At 36.3% G+C, this 13,182-nt stretch carries 14 protein-coding genes; 10 read left to right on the top strand and 4 right to left on the bottom strand.

Annotated elements, in window-relative coordinates; translation table 11 throughout:
- The first annotated feature begins 8 nt into the window (after positions 1-8).
- The 3 genes from argB to argH all read left to right on the top strand — a co-directional run bounded on the left by argB (position 9) and on the right by argH (position 3,496).
- Positions 9-800 carry an acetylglutamate kinase gene (gene argB, locus RT037_RS02120; protein WP_313027812.1) on the top strand — a complete coding sequence of 264 codons (792 nt, stop codon included), beginning with the start codon at positions 9-11 and terminating at the stop codon, positions 798-800.
- Positions 772-1,860 (top strand): M20 family metallo-hydrolase, encoded by a 1,089-nt coding sequence (locus RT037_RS02125; RefSeq protein ID WP_313027813.1) that lies wholly within the window; start codon positions 772-774, stop codon positions 1,858-1,860. The genes argB and RT037_RS02125 overlap by 29 nt, the downstream gene beginning before the upstream one ends.
- 331 nt (positions 1,861-2,191) lie before the next feature.
- Positions 2,192-3,496 (top strand): argininosuccinate lyase, encoded by a 1,305-nt coding sequence (gene argH, locus RT037_RS02130; protein WP_313027814.1) that lies wholly within the window; start codon positions 2,192-2,194, stop codon positions 3,494-3,496.
- Here argH and RT037_RS02135 read toward each other — a convergent pair.
- Entirely contained in the window at positions 3,493-3,948 is a 456-nt protein-coding gene (locus tag RT037_RS02135) for an Lrp/AsnC family transcriptional regulator (protein WP_313027815.1), read from the bottom strand. The genes argH and RT037_RS02135 overlap by 4 nt on opposite strands.
- A gap of 240 nt (positions 3,949-4,188) precedes the next feature.
- Between RT037_RS02135 and RT037_RS02140 the strand changes: the two genes are divergently transcribed.
- The 4 genes from RT037_RS02140 (at position 4,189) to carB (ending at position 9,866) form a co-directional block, all read left to right on the top strand.
- A complete protein-coding gene (locus RT037_RS02140) occupies positions 4,189-5,079 on the top strand; it encodes an aspartate carbamoyltransferase catalytic subunit (RefSeq protein ID WP_312324056.1) in 891 nt (296 codons plus the stop codon).
- A gap of 83 nt (positions 5,080-5,162) precedes the next feature.
- Complete coding sequence (locus RT037_RS02145) at positions 5,163-6,260, top strand: carbamoyl phosphate synthase small subunit (protein ID WP_313027818.1); 1,098 nt, start codon at positions 5,163-5,165, stop codon at positions 6,258-6,260.
- 12 nt (positions 6,261-6,272) lie between these two features.
- A complete protein-coding gene (locus tag RT037_RS02150) occupies positions 6,273-6,626 on the top strand; it encodes a four helix bundle protein (RefSeq protein ID WP_312324110.1) in 354 nt (117 codons plus the stop codon).
- A 60-nt stretch (positions 6,627-6,686) separates the two neighbouring features.
- Positions 6,687-9,866: a carbamoyl-phosphate synthase large subunit gene (gene carB, locus RT037_RS02155; protein ID WP_313027820.1), complete on the top strand. Its 3,180-nt coding sequence runs from the start codon at positions 6,687-6,689 to the stop codon at positions 9,864-9,866.
- A 115-nt stretch (positions 9,867-9,981) separates the two neighbouring features.
- On the opposite strand, the gene RT037_RS02160 is transcribed toward carB, so the two are convergent.
- The 3 genes from RT037_RS02160 to RT037_RS02170 are packed head-to-tail and all read right to left on the bottom strand — an operon-like array spanning position 9,982 to position 10,873.
- Entirely contained in the window at positions 9,982-10,350 is a 369-nt protein-coding gene (locus RT037_RS02160; RefSeq protein ID WP_313027822.1) for a hypothetical protein, read from the bottom strand.
- 54 nt (positions 10,351-10,404) lie between these two features.
- Positions 10,405-10,590, bottom strand: coding sequence for a hypothetical protein (locus RT037_RS02165; RefSeq protein WP_313027823.1), 186 nt, complete (start codon positions 10,588-10,590; stop codon positions 10,405-10,407).
- Position 10,591: 1 nt separating this feature from the next.
- Positions 10,592-10,873, bottom strand: coding sequence for a PadR family transcriptional regulator (locus RT037_RS02170; protein ID WP_313027826.1), 282 nt, complete (start codon positions 10,871-10,873; stop codon positions 10,592-10,594).
- Positions 10,874-11,047: 174 nt separating this feature from the next.
- Here RT037_RS02170 and RT037_RS02175 point away from each other — a divergent pair, with 174 nt between their 5' ends.
- The 3 genes from RT037_RS02175 (at position 11,048) to RT037_RS02185 (ending at position 13,180) form a co-directional block, all read left to right on the top strand.
- A complete protein-coding gene (locus RT037_RS02175) occupies positions 11,048-11,353 on the top strand; it encodes a hypothetical protein (protein ID WP_313027827.1) in 306 nt (101 codons plus the stop codon).
- Positions 11,354-11,453: 100 nt separating this feature from the next.
- Positions 11,454-11,897: a hypothetical protein gene (locus RT037_RS02180; protein WP_313027829.1), complete on the top strand. Its 444-nt coding sequence runs from the start codon at positions 11,454-11,456 to the stop codon at positions 11,895-11,897.
- A 128-nt stretch (positions 11,898-12,025) separates the two neighbouring features.
- Positions 12,026-13,180 (top strand): ABC transporter ATP-binding protein, encoded by a 1,155-nt coding sequence (locus RT037_RS02185; RefSeq protein ID WP_312323753.1) that lies wholly within the window; start codon positions 12,026-12,028, stop codon positions 13,178-13,180.
- The last annotated feature ends 2 nt before the right edge of the window (positions 13,181-13,182 follow it).

Consider the following 13,182-nt stretch of genomic DNA (forward strand, 5'->3'; position numbering starts at 1 on the left):
AATCCGAAATGAAAGAAAAATTGTATATCATAAAAATTGGCGGTGCTTTAATCGATGATGATGAGGCTTTGGATCAATTCTTAAATAAATTTTCTAACATTTCTGGAAAACGAATCTTGGTGCACGGCGGCGGAAAGTTGACTAGCACTTTGGCAGAAAAACTCCATGTGCCACAACAGATGGTCGATGGTCGACGCGTAACCGATGCGCAAACTTTAGACATTGCAACGATGGTGTATGCTGGCAAAATCAACAAAGGCATTGTTGCAAAACTTCAGAATTTAGATTGCGATGCAATGGGATTTACAGGAGCTGATGCCAATTTAATTCAAGCTGAAAAACGCAGTGTCGAAGAGATAGATTTCGGATTTGTTGGTGATGTCAATCGTAAAAGTGTGAATTCAAAACTCATTCGTAAGTTTCTAAAATTAGATTTAATTCCAGTTTTCTCTGCGATTACGCACGATCATCACGGCGATTTACTTAATACGAATGCCGATTCTATTGCTTCAGTTTTAGCACAAGCTTTATCAAAAAAATTCGATGTCGAATTATTATTTTGTTTTGATAAAGATGGCGTTTTAGAAGATGTTAATGATAATTCAACAGTGATAGAAGCGCTTTCCGAAGACGATGTTTTAAAACTTAAAGAAGAGAAAAAAATCCACAAAGGCATTCTCCCCAAAATCGAAAATGCTTTACTTGCCAAGAAAAACGGCGTACAAAAGATTTTTTTAATTAACGAAACCCAATTACAAGAACATATAATTTATGATAACCAAGGAACTGAAATCTGTTAACCAAATCGACGAGCTACTCGACAACGCGGCCAAACTTCTCAAGAAGATGATCGCGACGCCTTCACTTAGCAAGGAAGAGTACGACGTATCGTTGGTGATAGAAAGTTTTTTTAAAGAGAAAGGTGTGGTGATTAACCGCTACAAAAATAATATCTGGGCAACCAACAAAAATTTTGATGCTTCCAAACCTTCAATTTTGTTAAATACCCACCACGACACCGTTAAGCCGAATAAAGCTTACACTATGGATCCTTTTATTCCAGTCGAAAAAGACGGAAAAATCTTTGGGTTGGGAAGCAACGATGCAGGAGCGTCTTTGGTGGCAATGTCGCAAGTTTTTCTTCATTTTTATGAAAAAGAAAATTTGTCTCACAACTTGATTATTGCATTAACTGCAGAGGAAGAAATCTCTGGCGTTGACGGTATCGAAGCTTTGTTTCCGCAACTTCCAAACGTAGAATTGGCGATTGTTGGCGAACCTACAAAAATGAATTTAGCGATTGCCGAAAAAGGACTTTTGGTGATTGATGGCGAAATGCAAGGCACGGCGTCCCATGCGGCGCATCCTAACGACGACAACGCGATTGTGAAATGCATGGCGGATTTGCAACATATCTTAAACTACAAATTCGAGAAAACTTCCGAATATCTTGGCGACGTCAAAGTCACGCTAACGGTTATTAACGCTGGGACGCAGCACAATGTAGTACCTGAGAAATGCAATTTCACTTTGGATGTTCGTGTGACCGATGAGTACAGCAACAAAGAAGTTTTCGACATCATCCAATCCGAAATGAAATCCACGCTTACACCGCGTTCGTTTAGGCTTAATTCCTCAAAGATCGAAATCGCACATCCTTTTGTACAGGCTGGTTTGGCGCTTGGCAGGACGACTTACGGTTCGCCGACCTCGTCCGATCAGGCGATTATTCCGTGCACTTCGGTTAAGATGGGGCCGGGCGATAGCCTTCGTTCGCATACGGCAGATGAGTTTATTTACATTGCCGAAATCAAGAATGGAATCGAAATTTACATCAATATTTTAGAACAGGTTTTATAATTTTTTTATTTGGGCAGCTATTTCCATCCTCCGCTCCCGCTTTTTTGTTTTGCAATCCTCATTCCTCGAAATTGCTATAACAAAAAGAGCTCCGCTCAGGCTGGGCTGCAACTACTAACTGGTTTTAGGAACGTTGATTTTAGATTTACGAAGTTTTATTTACGATTTTAAGTTCGTCGTTTCGAATAGCGAAACGTATCGAGAAATATTGTGATTTACAAGTTGATATTTACGATTTATCACTTCGACGAAAGAGAAAATTTTGTTCATAAATAACCGACAACAGCCAACCAAAACCCATAACCAAAAACCTATTAATTTAAGAAACAAAATGAAAAAAATTTGGCAGAAAGACCAATGCAAAACAGACGATTTAGTCAACAAATTTACTGTTGGTAAGGATTTGGATTTTGATGACCGTTTAGCAAAATACGACGTCATCGGTTCGATGGCGCACTGCAAAATGTTAGCAGAAGTGGGTTTGATTTCTCATGAAGAATCAACGGCGATGCTGGCGGTTTTAGAATCTATTTTAGATGACATTAGGGCTGGCAATTTCGAAATCGATAAGTCAGCAGAAGATATACATTCTCAAGTTGAAGCGATTTTAATTGAAGAATTAGGCGATACAGGAAAGAAAATCCACACTGCAAGATCACGTAACGATCAAGTTTTGTTGGACATCAAATTATATTTGCAACAAGAAATTCGCAATATTTCTGCTTTGGTGGATACCTTGTTCCAAACCTTAATTTCGTTGGCAGAACAACATCAGAAAGTATTGTTACCTGGTTACACGCATTTCCAAATTGCGATGCCTTCGTCTTTTGGATTGTGGTTTGGCGCTTATGCAGAATCGCTTTTAGATGATGTCGAATTGTTGTTGTCGGTTAAGAATATCATTAACAAAAATCCGTTGGGTTCAGCGGCAGGTTACGGATCTTCATTTCCGATTGATAGAGCGAGTACAACTTCCAAATTAGGTTTTATTTCCATGAATCATAATTCGGTTTATGCACAAATGACACGCGGAAAATCGGAAAAATTGTTAGCGTCTGCTTTGTCAGTTTTAGCAGGAACTTTAAGCAAATTCAGTTATGATGTTTGTTTATATTTAAGCCAAAACTTTCATTTTATAAGCTTTCCAAAAGAGTTTACGACAGGAAGTAGCATTATGCCACACAAGAAAAATCCTGATATTTTCGAGTTGGTAAGAGCGCGTTGTAATCGTATACAATCGCTTCCTAATGAGTTGATTTTGTTGACTAATAATTTGCCATCAGGTTATCATCGTGATATGCAGCTGACAAAAGAAGTTTTGTTCCCAGCAATCGATTCTTTAAAAGAATGTTTAGAAATTTTAAATTATACACTTCCAAACATCCAAGTTAAAGACGGGATTTTAGAAGATGAAAAATACAAATATCTTTTCAGTGTTGAGAAGATTAATGAAGAAATAAAAGCTGGTGCGTCTTTCCGAGATGCTTATGTAAGTGTCGGAAATGCGATCGAAAATGAAGAATTCGATTACGATATCAAAGATCTCCAACACAGCCACCAAGGCAGTATCGGAAATCTTTGTTTAGATGAAGTTGCGCACCAATTCCATAAGATTGCTACGAAACTTCAGGCTTAGTCAAGTTTGAAAGTAGTAGTTTTCTTTACTTCATGCAGTACAATAGAACTGTGATACAAGCCGATATTCGGCGAATTTGATATGACATTAACAGCGAAGTCGTTGTAAGAGTTGATGTCTTTTGCGATAATTTTTAACATATAGTCGTACTCACCAGAAAGACTTGTGATTTCTTGCACTTCATCGAATTTTTCGATGTGTTCTTCAAAGGCTTCCAAAGCTTTTTTGGATTGTTCTTTCAGTCGAATGTTGCAATAGACGATGATGTTGAGACCGAGCTTTTCGCGGTTAAGTAGCGCAACATATTTATCGATGACTTTTTGTTTTTCGAGTTGCTTGATACGCTCGTAAGTTGGCGTGAAGGTAAGTCCAATCCTCTCCGAGATTTCTTTCACTGATAATGTAGAATCTTGTTGAAGAATACTTAGAATCATTCTGTCTTTAGCATCCATGATTTATGATTTTTAACAAAAATATAAAAATTGTTAAGAAAAACAACGAGATGATAAAAAATGTTAAAAAGTCTAAAAAATATTTTTGAGAATTAATAGAAAAGTCTATCTTTGCAGCTAATGAAAAAAGCATTATTGATATCATTAGATTTACCGGGCGTAAGCGCTCTTTTCGATATTTTTAATTAAAAGCGAGGATTGTTGTCCTCGCTTTTTTTGTGCTCAAAACTCAAAATAAAGATGTTTAATATTACACAACTTAGCCAAGAAAAGATTAACAAGATTATCCAAGATGCCTTGGAAATCGCAGGTGGGAAAAGCTTCAAAGCCAAGCAAGATATTTTTGTATCGAATTTGTTTTTTGAAGATAGTACAAGAACGAAAACTAGTTTTGACATCGCAGAGCGAAAGCTGGGACTTAAAGTAGTTCCGTTTGATGCGTCGCATAGTTCGGTTAACAAAGGCGAAAGTCTTTACGACACTGTCAAGACAATCGAAAGTTTGGGCGTTAACTTGGTGGTGATTCGTCACAAACAAGATCGCTTTTATGAAGATTTAAAAAACATCAACATTCCGATTATCAACGCAGGCGATGGGACAGGAAATCATCCATCGCAATGTATGTTGGATTTGGTGACAATTATTCAAGAATTTGGAAAATTTGAAGGCCTTAAAGTTGGGATTGTTGGCGATGTTAAACACAGTAGAGTAGCCAACTCTAATGCTGAAGCTTTACGAAAACTAGGAGCAAAAGTTTACTTCTCAGGACCATCAAAATGGTTTGATGAAGGTGCTATTATTAACGGAACTTTTTTAGCTTTTAATGAATTAGTAAAAGAAGTTGATGTGTTAATATTGTTGAGAATTCAACACGAAAGACATGAAAGTAAACATGGATTTTCGTCGGAAGAATATCACAAAAAATATGGTTTAACCAAAGAACGTGAAAAATTAATGAAACCAAACGCCATCATCATGCATCCAGCGCCAATTAACAGAGGTGTTGAAATTGATACAGATTTGGTGGAATGCGAGCGTTCAAGGATTTTTAAACAAATGGAAAACGGCGTTTATGCAAGAATGGCAATTTTAAAAGACGCTTTGGAACAAAAAGGATTTGAGTTTGAATAAAAGACAATAAGATATAAGATTTCAGATATCAGACAAATAAAGTCTAAAATCTGATGTCTAACATCTAACATCTAATAAATAAAATGAAAAAGAAATTAATATTAGAATCGGGTGAAGTAATCCACGGAACGGGTTTCGGAGCCAATTTGGATACCGATGGAGAAGTGGTTTTCAACACAGGAATGACAGGTTATCAGGAGTTGATTTCTGACCCATCGTATTGCGGACAAATCGTTTGTATGACGTATCCGCTCATCGGAAATTATGGCATCAACCGCGACGATTACGAAAGTATCGAACCTGCAATTAAAGGTTTAATTGTGAAAGAAGTTTGCGATTTACCATCTAATTTCAGAGCACAAATGGATTTGGACGAGTTTTTCCAAAAGAAAAATTTAAGCGGAATCGCTGGAATTGATACCAGAAAATTAACAAAAATTCTTCGTAATAAAGGTGTTGTAAAAGGAAAAATCGTTAACGCTGATGCTGATGAAGCTGCAGTAATTTCAGAACTGAAAGGAACAAACTTCCCAACTAACCAAGTGGAAATGGTTTCTACAAAAACACCTTACGCCGCTCCAGGAAGAGGTTTGAAAGTTGTTTTGGTAGATTTCGGTTCTAAACTAGGAATTATCCGAGAGCTTTCTCAAAGAGATTGCGACATCACGGTAGTTTCTCAAGACACAACGGCAGAAGAAATTCTTTTGATGGATCCAGACGGTGTGATGCTTTCTAACGGTCCTGGCGATCCAGAAGATGTTCCACATGCTTTAGAAATGATTCGCGGAATTTTAGGAAAAACTCCAATTTTCGGGATTTGTTTAGGACATCAATTAATCGCGTTGGCTTGTGGTGCTAAAACTTTTAAATTAAAATTCGGACACAGAGGCGGAAACCATCCAGTTTTAGATTTAGAAAAAAATACGGTGGCGATAACTTCTCAAAATCACGGTTACGCTGTCGATCAAGATTCTTTGAAAAATACAGATTTAATCGAAACGCACATCGCTCTTAACGACAGAACCAACGAAGGTGTGAAACATAAAATTCACCCTTGTTTCTCTGTTCAATACCATCCAGAAGCAAGTCCAGGCCCGGAAGACGCGAATTATTTGTTTGATGAGTTTGTTGAATTAATGAACCAAGAATCGAGAGCCAAGAACCAAGAGGCGAAAGTTTAAAATCGATTAAGAATGCACAATTTTGAGAATTTATTGTTTTGGCAAAAATCCATACAACTGGCGAAGCAAATTTATTTGGTTTGTCAGGATATTTCCAATGACGAAAAATTTGGATTAATATCTCAAATGAAACGTGCAGCAATTTCAATTCCATCCAATATAGCAGAAGGTTCTGGAAGAAACAGCAATAAAGAATTTAATCATTTTTTAGGAATTTCGTTAGGATCAGCATTTGAACTACAAACGCAACTCATCTTAACAAAAGAGCTGAATCTTTTATCACCTGAAAAAATTGAAAGTCTTTTGAAAGAAATTTCCGAAATTCAAAAAATGATTTATTCATTCAAAAATAAGTTAACTATTTAAATCTAAAAGTCTTTGCTCTTGAATCTCGGTTCTTGGCTCTAGGCTCTAGCATCTATAAAAATGAAAAGAAACGACATAAAAACCATCCTAGTTATCGGTTCCGGTCCAATCATCATTGGGCAGGCTGCCGAATTCGATTATGCGGGAACTCAGGCTTGTCTTTCCTTGAAGGAAGAGGGCTACAAAGTTATTTTAATCAACTCCAATCCGGCGACGATTATGACGGATGTGGAAATTGCAGATAAAGTGTATATCGAGCCGATTTCTCTTCAATTTGTGAGTCATATCATCAGAAAAGAGCGTCCAGATGCGCTTCTTCCGACTTTGGGAGGACAAACTGGACTGAATATGGCGGTTGAATTAGAAAAATCTGGAATCCTTGAAGAGTGCAAAGTTGAAGTTCTTGGAACCAAGCTTTCTGCGATTAACAGAGCGGAAGACAGAGATTTGTTCCGCGAATTGATGCGTGAATTAAATGAGCCAGTTCCAGATTCGGATATTGTACATACAGTTGAAGAATCGGTGGCTTTCGCGAATAGAATCTGTTATCCGGTTATCGTTCGTCCAGCCTTTACAATGGGCGGAACAGGTGGCGGAATCGCTTCAAACGAAACAGAATTAAGAGAAATTTCTGAATTAGGACTTAAATATTCTCCTGTAACTCAATGTTTGATTGAAAAATCAATCGCTGGTTATAAAGAAATTGAATATGAAGTAATGCGTGATGCCAACGACAATGCGATTGTGGTTTGTAATATGGAAAACATCGATCCAGTGGGAGTTCACACGGGAGATTCCATTGTTGTGGCACCTTCTCAAACGCTTTCAGATAGAGAATATCAGTTGTTGAGAAATGCTTCATTAAAAATCATTAGAGCCTTAGGAATTGAGGGCGGTTGCAACGTTCAGTTGGCTTTAGACCCGCATTCATTCAATTATTATATCATCGAAGTGAATCCGAGAGTTTCTCGTTCATCGGCTTTAGCATCGAAAGCGACAGGTTATCCGATTGCGAAAATCGCTGCCAAAATTGCAGTTGGTTTAACACTTGACGAAATCATGAATCCAGTTACAGGAACATCTTACGCTTGTTTTGAGCCTGCTTTAGATTATGTGGTAACGAAGTTCCCAAGATTCCCGTTTGATAAATTTGAAACGGCTGATAGAAGACTTTCAACACAGATGAAAGCTACTGGTGAAGTAATGGCAATCGGAAGAAATTTCGAGGAATCTTTGCAAAAAGCGATTCGTTCTTTAGAAACAGGAATTCGACATATCGGACTTAAAACCAAGCAAGCAGAAGCTTTAACAGCCGAAGAAATTGAAAGAAGAATCCGAGTTTGCGATGATGAAAGATTATTCATCATTGGTGATGCTTTGCGAAGAGGTTACGACTGGGAAACGATTGTGGAATGGAGTAAAATTGATAAATTCTTTATTTGGAAAATCAAAAAACTAATCGATTTTGAAACCACAATTAAAGAAAATAAATTCAATAAAGATGTTTTACTTGAAGCGAAAAAATTAGGTTTCGCAGACTTAAATATCGCTCATCTTTGGGGAGTTACGCAGCGTGAAATTTTCGATTTCAGAAAAGTAAACGGTGTCATGCCAGTTTACAAAATGGTGGACACTTGCGCCGCAGAATTTGAGTCGGAAACACCTTATTTCTACGGAACTTACGAAGATGAAAACGAAAGTGTAGTTTCAGACAAAAAGAAAATCATCGTTTTGGGTTCTGGTCCAATCCGTATCGGACAAGGTGTAGAATTCGATTATGCGACGGTGCATTCGGTTTGGGCAATTAAAGAAATGGGTTACGAGGCGATTATCATCAATAACAATCCAGAAACGGTTTCTACGGACTTCTCGATTTCGGATAAACTTTATTTTGAGCCTTTAACAGAGGAAGATGTGATGAACATCATCGAACTTGAAAAACCAACAGGCGTTGTGGTACAATTTGGTGGTCAAACCGCAATTAATTTAGCTGATAAATTGGCTGCTCATGGCGTACAAATCTTAGGAACAACGCTTGAAGACATCGACAGAGCCGAAAACAGAGATAAATTCGAAAAAGCGCTTCAAGACTTACAAATTCCGCAACCTTTAGGAAAAACTTCGACTTCAAAAGAAGAAGCAATTGTGATTGCAAACAAAATTGGATATCCAGTTTTGGTACGTCCAAGCTACGTTTTGGGAGGTCGTGCAATGGAAATTGTATACAACGAAACCGAGTTAGAGCATTATATGGAAAACGCGGTGGAAGCTAGTCCAGAACACCCAGTTTTGGTCGATAGATATTTAACAGGAAAAGAAGTGGAAGTCGATGCGATTTGCGACGGCGAAACAGTGATTATTCCAGGTATTATGGAACACATCGAAAGAGCAGGAGTTCACTCTGGCGACTCGATTGCGGTGTATCCTCCACAAAATTTGAATCAAAAACAAATCGATACTTTAGTTGATTATACTCAAAGATTGGCGAAAGGTTTGAAAATTGTAGGATTAATGAACATTCAGTACGTTATTTCGGACGGCGAAGTTTATGTAATCGAAGTGAATCCACGTTCATCGAGAACGGTTCCTTTCTTGTCTAAAATTTCGGATGTTCCAATGGCAAAATTGGCTACTAAAGCAGTTTTAGGAGCGAAATTAACAGATTTAGGATTTAAAAGTGGATTAGTTCCAAACAAAGAAGGCGTTTTCGTAAAAGTTCCTGTTTTCTCTTTCTCAAAATTGACGAAAGTAGACATCTCTTTAGGTCCAGAAATGAAGTCGACAGGAGAAGTTATGGGGAAAGATTCAACGCTGGAAAAAGCTTTGTACAAAGGATTAATCGCAGCAGGAAGAAAAGTTCCGACGCACGGTTCTATCTTGTTTACGGTTGCGGATAACGACAAAGCCGAAGCGGTGGAATTGGCGAGAAGATTTAACGATGTAGGTTTCAGAATTTGGGCAACCGAAGGAACTGCAAAATTCTTTGAAGAGCACGGTGTTCCAACGAAAATCGGTTACAAAATCGGTGAAGAAGATGTTAACTTAATCGATTTGATTCAAAAAGGTAAAGTTCAATACGTTGTAAACACGACTACAAAAGGAAAACAAGCCGAAAGAGACGGTTTCCAAATCCGTAGAATGAGCGTTGAAAACGGCGTTCCTTGTTTAACATCCATGGACACTGTAGAAGCTATTTTGAAAGTTATCGAAAGCATGAGTTTTAAGATGTTGGCGATGTAAGTCAATTTAATTTTTATAAAGTAAAAGCCTCACAGAAAAATCTGTGAGGCTTTTTTGTGGATTTTCAGCGGCGGCGAAGCCGCCGCTGAAAACATAAAAAAAATCTGATAATTTTTTAACTCAGTTTAATATTTACCGTCTTTTTAAGTTTCAATAATAAGGTGATGATGACAAATGAAATGACGGTTAAAACAATCATAACAGGTATGAATAAATTTCCCAATTGTTCGTATTGACAGTAATCTTTAGTAGATGAACTTATTTTTCCTAAAACAAAAATATCTCTGGCATTGTAGAAAAAACCTACTTTTTCGGGATCAAATATTTCAGGGAAAATTAAAAATATAAATGCGAATAATAACAGATAAAAAATGAAGAACAAAACATACGAAAATCCGTTGCCTAGATTAAGGATTAAAGCTTTTAAAATCTTAATTGGATTAAATGTTTTCGTCGATTCTTCAAGTTTTTTTTGAGCAACCAATTCCTTAAGAAAGACTTCTGGTTGACCAATTTTTTCTAAAATATTTAGAAGTTTTTAAACGTCATTTGGTTCAGATTTATCGTTTTGGAAACTCTCAAAAATATGACTGTTAGCTTCCATTAAAATCTCTTCTCGATTATCTGAGTCGAGTATTTTTGTTGTATTCTTAATGCGCGAAATGTAATCTTTGTAAATTCTTTTCGCAGTGCTATCTGTGAATTCTATTTCTTTAAATTTCATATTAAATTTTTTCGATGATGTTGTTCAGTTGTGTCCAGTATGATTTCATTTCTTGGATGGTGTTTTTTCCAAGATTTGTTATTTCATAATACTTTCGCGGGATTCCAGATTCTTGTTCTATCCAAACTGCAGTCACTAGATTTTCGGTTTTCAAACGATTTAACAAAGGATACAAAGTTCCTTCAGCGATACCTGTTTCTGTTTGTTTTTTGATTTCGTTGATTAAATCATAGCCGTAATATCGTTTTCCATCTTTTAAAACAGAGAGAACCAAAAACGACAACGTCCCTTTTTTGATTTGAAAAATCCACTTGTTGATAAATTCTTCATTCAGGTTTCAGATATAAAACAAAATACATAGTATAACAATGTATTTTATTTTAATTTTTAAACTTATTTATAATGGTTTAGATATCAGTGTTTCATGAATCTTTATTAATTTTATAAAAAATAAACTATGAATATTAAGAATTTAATAATTGGTTGTATTGTTGCTGTTAGCTATTCATCATGCTCAAGTATTAGTAAAAATGAAGCTGAAACTGGAAGTATTGTAAGAGATTGTACTGGAACCTACATCAGAATTGCAGGAAAAGGTGATTTTTTAGTTTGTAATGATAAACTAATTAAAGATAAAAAAGACGGTGAAAAATTAAATGTCAGCTACGAAATGACCAAAGATTGTAACGAGCGCGACGGGATTGTCACTTGCATGATGTACCACGAAAATAAAGGATTGATCAGAATAATATCTTTTAAATAAATAAGTTTTAAAACCGCTTCAAAACCCTTTCTAAAAGCGATTTTCTTATTTTGGTATAATACTTGAAACTTCTTTTTTGTAAAACTTAAAATTTAGAATTATGAAAAAGTTAATGACAATGATGATGCTGGTGTTTGGACTAGGATTATCGTCATCGCAATCGATATATTACGAGGCGTACAGAAGTAGTATTAATGATGTTAACTGGCAGACTGTTATCGCCGATTTATTATTATCGAATACGCAAAAAGATCAATTGTTCTCCCTTAATAATCGCTATACCGACTATGACTCTTGGAATCATTATTACGGGACAAATCCAGATAGATGGAGAACCGATCGTTACTCGGAGATTGAAAGAATTTTAGGCGCTGACAATTATGTTAAGTTTAAAAACAAATATTATAAAGGTCAAAATCCAGTAGCTTACTATAACAGAAATAAAAACAACGAAAAAAGCTATAAATCTTATAAAAAATATTATAAAAAGCAATCTAAAAAAGGGAACCATAAAGGCCATTCTCACGGTAAGGGAAAACACTAGACATACAAACAGCCATTCGGTATCGAGTGGCTTTTAGTTTTTATAGATACAGCAATTTCATAAATTTATTTTTAAATTATTTTATTTTAGTTTAAAATATTATCTTTAAAACAACTTAATGATCATTTATGACCAGACACCAACAACGCGTCAATGAAGTTTTTCGCATTTTTGACAATCGAGATACCGAACTTGGCTTTCGAAAATTGCTAGATTGCGCAATGGATACCCAGAGGATGTCCATTTATCAAAAAGCAATTGAGTTAACCGATTGGCGAGAAAAAAATCCAACAAACATCGATACTCTTATCGAAAAAGCAAAAAGTCTTTTAGATGAAATTGCAAATATTCCAGTTGAGGAATTATCCTCGGACAACTCGGTTTTAGAAGCTAAAAATATCAAAAAGTCTTATGGCTCCAATCGTTTTTCTCTAGGTCCAGTTTCAGTGCAGATTCGTAAAGGTCAAGTCTACGGATTGGTTGGTGAGAATGGCAATGGTAAAACCACTTTACTGCGGATTTTGGCTAAAGAATTATCGTACAACGACGGAAGTCTTAGTTTTAATTTTAAAGATAAAACGACTAACGATTTTGATCTCAGAACCAAATTAATCTACATCCCGCAACGGACAGAAAAATGGTACGGAAGTCTAAAAGACAATCTGAAATTCGTGCTTTCCAATTACGGAATCAATCCTGAGGAAAACGAAACGCGAACATTAATGATGATTGCTCGACTTGGTCTTTGGAATTATAAACATCTTAAATGGGGCGAGTTGTCGTCAGGTTACAAAATGCGATTCGAATTGGCAAGAACTTTACTTCGTCAACCCGAAATCTTGTTGTTGGACGAGCCTTTAGCTAATCTTGATGTCTTGGCGCAACAAGTTATTTTGGAAGATTTGAAAGCGATTTGTAATTCGGTTAACAATCCGATCGCGTTGATCCTTAGTTCGCAACAGTTGTATGAAGTTGAAAAAATTTCGGACAAAGTTATCTTCCTCAAAAATGGACAATACAAAGATAATCATCAGACTTCGACAGAAGAGTTTGGCAATCAGCTAATTATTGAGATTGATTCTTCTGCAAGTCGTGAAGAATTGTTGACTTTATTTGGCGCTTTAGATTTGCATCAGCTTAAATATAATGGCGGTATCTACATTGCAAATTTTGGTATCGACACCAAATTTTCGCAAGTTTTATCAGTTCTTGGTAATGCCGACATCGAAGTTGTGTATGTGCGTAATATTTCAAAATCGACAAGACGTTTTTTTGTTAATTAATG

This window comes from Soonwooa sp., from assembly GCF_032062245.1.
Lineage (GTDB): Bacteria > Bacteroidota > Bacteroidia > Flavobacteriales > Weeksellaceae > Soonwooa.

Bases quoted from the DNA above. Each gene is read 5' to 3' on its own strand.
- argB (WP_313027812.1), top strand. From the start codon at position 9: ATGAAAGAAAAATTGTATATCATAAAAATTGGCGGTGCTTTAATCGAT.
- RT037_RS02125 (WP_313027813.1), top strand. From the start codon at position 772: ATGATAACCAAGGAACTGAAATCTGTTAACCAAATCGACGAGCTACTC.
- argH (WP_313027814.1), top strand. From the start codon at position 2,192: ATGAAAAAAATTTGGCAGAAAGACCAATGCAAAACAGACGATTTAGTC.
- RT037_RS02135 (WP_313027815.1), bottom strand. From the start codon at position 3,948: ATGGATGCTAAAGACAGAATGATTCTAAGTATTCTTCAACAAGATTCT.
- RT037_RS02140 (WP_312324056.1), top strand. From the start codon at position 4,189: ATGTTTAATATTACACAACTTAGCCAAGAAAAGATTAACAAGATTATC.
- RT037_RS02145 (WP_313027818.1), top strand. From the start codon at position 5,163: ATGAAAAAGAAATTAATATTAGAATCGGGTGAAGTAATCCACGGAACG.
- RT037_RS02150 (WP_312324110.1), top strand. From the start codon at position 6,273: ATGCACAATTTTGAGAATTTATTGTTTTGGCAAAAATCCATACAACTG.
- carB (WP_313027820.1), top strand. From the start codon at position 6,687: ATGAAAAGAAACGACATAAAAACCATCCTAGTTATCGGTTCCGGTCCA.
- RT037_RS02165 (WP_313027823.1), bottom strand. From the start codon at position 10,590: ATGAAATTTAAAGAAATAGAATTCACAGATAGCACTGCGAAAAGAATT.
- RT037_RS02175 (WP_313027827.1), top strand. From the start codon at position 11,048: ATGAATATTAAGAATTTAATAATTGGTTGTATTGTTGCTGTTAGCTAT.
- RT037_RS02180 (WP_313027829.1), top strand. From the start codon at position 11,454: ATGAAAAAGTTAATGACAATGATGATGCTGGTGTTTGGACTAGGATTA.
- RT037_RS02185 (WP_312323753.1), top strand. From the start codon at position 12,026: ATGACCAGACACCAACAACGCGTCAATGAAGTTTTTCGCATTTTTGAC.